This window comes from Mycobacterium helveticum, from assembly GCF_007714205.1.
Classification (GTDB): domain Bacteria; phylum Actinomycetota; class Actinomycetes; order Mycobacteriales; family Mycobacteriaceae; genus Mycobacterium; species Mycobacterium helveticum.
In genome coordinates, this window is sequence record NZ_VMQU01000237.1 from 1 (window position 1) to 3,259 (window position 3,259).

Genomic DNA, 3,259 nt, shown 5'->3' on the forward strand with positions numbered 1-3,259 from the left:
TACCGGCCTTGGCCGCTTGGCGTTTGGCCCATTCGTTGCCGTTGATGCACAGCTTGGCGGTGTAGGGGAAGTAGGTGCTGAACTTGATGAAGAACGGGCCGAAATCCTCATCGAGGCAATAGAAGTAGAAGTAGTTGATGAACGCCGTGGAGCGCACCAGCCAGGCATAGGGTTCCCCGGCCTGGTTGTAGCGGCGCTGGGTGCGCCACACCAGCGCCTTCTCCTGCGCCCGCCCGACGAACAACACGCCCTCGGCGCCGCTGAACCGGGCCAAAAACTCTTGGGCGACATCGTCTTTGCGTTCCTTGCCGAACGACACCAACTCCAGGCCTCGCGCGGCGACGAATCCGCGGATGTCGGCGACGAACGCCTTGGTCATCGGGTCCATCAGCGCGGTCGAGGCGAAGTGGTGGCCGCGGTGACCGACGAAGAAGCCCTGCACCCCGGCACCGTAGGTCAGCCGCGGCACCCACACGTTGAGATACATCCGGTCGATCGACTCGATCTCCAACACCGTGTGATCGGACAAGACATCGCCGGCACTGCGCGCTACGGTCATGATGGGCTCCGGTCCGGACGGGCGGTCGGCAACGACCCACCAACCGCTACAGGCGGTTCATACACCCGATCGACACGTTTCGACCAGGGTCTTCATCCCGTCCGGACCGGAACCCCCCAAAGCGACACCAGCCAACATGCCCATCGGGATGGGGCGAAGCCCGGCTAGTTCTCGAAGCGACCTTTCGACGCGACTGCCTACCGCTGCCGTCAGCGTCACCCCCACTGCTTGCGTATGGTCGGCGAACAGCCGCTCTCATTTACCTGGAAACGGGATCGGATTGAGCTGGCGAGTAGCGAGAAATCTGTTGACCACCAGAAGCCCGTAGGTCGTGAGGGCACGCGGGTGGAATGTCGTTCTGCTCGGTGCTGATTACGCCAGCGTCGATGAAAAGGCAGCAGATATCGCCATCGCCGAAACCCGCGGCGGACTGAACCCGGTCCACGTCAACTCGACCGCCTCGATGCTCAGTCCGACAGTGCGGACCAACGCCATCAGGTCGACTACCGTCGCCTCGACCGTGGCAACGATCCGTTGCGGCGTACTTTCGATCCGGTCTGCACCCGACTTCAAATCGGTTGCCGTATCGAGGTACATGAAAAACGTCCGTTCGGCGCCAGCCGGAATATCGCAAGGGACGTCGGGTGAACCGATCTGCTCGCCGACGACATTGAATGATGTCCCGCCGGGGTCTGGGCGGATCGCCCTTCCGGCGACGTGAGGTCACGTGCCTCGCGGGGGGTAGATTTATGACTTGCGACCAACCTCAACTGTTAGTGCCGCAGACATCACCCTTGCTCAAGACTTTTTGGACCGGCAGGCGCGACGAACAGCGGCCCGACGGCACCATCGTGTGGCCCTCCCCCAGCGGACACACCTACACGACCCGCCCGAGCAGCCGGCTGCTTTTCCCCACCCTCTCGTTGCGAACAGGTGAATTACCCACGGCCCCAACGACATCGCAGCCCCAGGCTCAGCGCGGCCTGATGATGCTCACCCGCCGCCAAACCCGCGCACAGGACCGCGCCCGCCGCATCGACGCCGCACGCGCCCTGAATGCCGCCCACGTCGCCGAACGCAACCAGCCGCCGCCCTTCTAGGGCCGCGGCGCACCCAGCCGGAACACCTTCCAGCCCGCCCGCCGCCAGCGCGCCACGTCGAGGCAGTTGCGGCCGTCAACGATCACCCGCGCGCGCACCCGGTCGGCCAGGTCGTCCGGGTCGAGGTCGACGAACTGCCGCCACTCGGTGAGCACCAGCACCGCGTCGGCGCGCTCGCAGGCCTCCTCCACGGAGACCGCGTAAGTCAGCGTCGGGAACAGACGTTGGGCATTTTCCAGGGCTTTCGGGTCGTACACGTTGACCGCGGCGCCGTTGAGCTGCAGCTGGCCGGCGACGTTGAGCGCGGGCGAGTCGCGCACGTCGTCGGACTCGGGTTTGAACGCCGCGCCGAGGACGGCGATGTTGGCGCCCAGCAGAGATCCGCCGCATGCGCTACTGGCCAGCTCCACCATCCGGGTGCGGCGGCGCATGTTGATGCTGTCCACCTCGCGCAGGAACGTCAGCGCCTGATCGGCTCCCAGCTCACCCGCGCGGGCCATGAACGCGCGGATGTCCTTGGGCAGGCAGCCGCCGCCGAAACCCAGTCCGGCGTTGAGGAACTGGCGCCCGATCCGCGGGTCGTAGCCCAGCGCGTCGGACAGCAGGCTGACGTCGGCGCCCGCGGCCTCGCACACCTCGGAGATGGCGTTGATGAACGAGATCTTGGTCGCCAGAAAAGCGTTGGCCGACACCTTGACCAGCTCCGCGGTCTGCAGGTCGGTCACCAGGAACGGGATCTCCGCGGCCAGCAGCGGGGCGTACATTTCGCGGACCGCGGGCTCGGCACGGGTCGAATCTTCTTGCACGCCAAGCACGATGCGGTCCGGATGCAAGGTGTCGTGCACGGCGAGGCCCTCGCGCAAGAACTCGGGGTTCCAGGCGATCTCGACGTCCACCCCCGGGGACGTCAGCGCGGCGGCCCGCCGACTCAGCTCGGCCGCGGTGCCCACCGGCACCGTCGATTTGCCGACGAGCACCGACGGCCTGGTCAGCCGCGGCACCAGCTCGTCGATGACGGCATGGACGTGGCACAGGTCGGCGCCGTACTCGCCCTTCTTCTGCGGCGTGCCCACGCCCAGGAAATGCACGTCGGCGAATTCAGCGGCCAGGTCGTAGTCGGTGGTGAACCGCAGCCGCCCCGCGGCGAGGTTCTCGGTCAGCAGCTTCCGCAGGCCGGGCTCGTAGAAGGGGATGTCTCCCCCGGCGAGCTTGGCGACCTTCCCCGGGTCGATGTCGATCCCCACGACGTCGTGGCCCAGTTCCGCCATCCCGACCGCATGGGTGGCTCCCAGATAGCCGGTGCCGAACACGGTGCATCGCATACCACCGGTGTAGGCGGCCGCGATGAGCTGACTGCATCGACTCGCTGAGCGGTAGTTAAACGGCAGATGACACCTGACACCGACCGGCCGCGCGCGCTACAGCCCCGGGATACCGATGCCGGGGATTCCGAACCCGCCGCGGCCGTGGCCGCGGCCGAACCCGCCGTGCGGGACCCCCGGAAATCCGCCGCGGTCGTCGTCGCCGCCGAACGGCCCCCTCGGAGCGGGCCCGGGCCCACCGAGGAAGGGGGGCAGCGGTAGCGGGATCTGCACCGGCG

The 3,259-nt window shown here is 67.0% G+C and carries 3 protein-coding genes and 2 pseudogenes; 1 reads left to right on the forward strand and 4 read right to left on the reverse strand.

Annotation, left to right across the window (positions count from 1 at the left end; genetic code table 11):
• A pseudogene (locus tag FPZ47_RS27000) lies at positions 1-559 on the reverse strand (hypothetical protein); the annotation flags it as partial.
• A gap of 372 nt (positions 560-931) precedes the next feature.
• Positions 932-1,132, reverse strand: coding sequence for a hypothetical protein (locus FPZ47_RS27005; protein ID WP_144957278.1), 201 nt, complete (start codon positions 1,130-1,132; stop codon positions 932-934).
• 221 nt (positions 1,133-1,353) lie between these two features.
• Here FPZ47_RS27005 and FPZ47_RS27010 point away from each other — a divergent pair, with 221 nt between their 5' ends.
• Positions 1,354-1,659, forward strand: a complete 306-nt coding sequence (locus FPZ47_RS27010) for a hypothetical protein (protein WP_210420030.1) — start codon at positions 1,354-1,356, stop codon at positions 1,657-1,659.
• Here the strand turns inward: FPZ47_RS27010 and FPZ47_RS27015 are convergent.
• Positions 1,656-2,981 carry a UDP-glucose dehydrogenase family protein gene (locus FPZ47_RS27015; RefSeq protein WP_144957281.1) on the reverse strand — a complete coding sequence of 442 codons (1,326 nt, stop codon included), beginning with the start codon at positions 2,979-2,981 and terminating at the stop codon, positions 1,656-1,658. The genes FPZ47_RS27010 and FPZ47_RS27015 overlap by 4 nt on opposite strands.
• Before the next feature lie 96 nt (positions 2,982-3,077).
• Positions 3,078-3,259: pseudogene (locus FPZ47_RS29065) on the reverse strand (hypothetical protein); the annotation flags it as partial.

Coding starts and splice junctions, on each gene's coding strand:
- FPZ47_RS27015 (WP_144957281.1), bottom strand. CDS start 2,981: ATGCGATGCACCGTGTTCGGCACCGGCTATCTGGGAGCCACCCATGCG.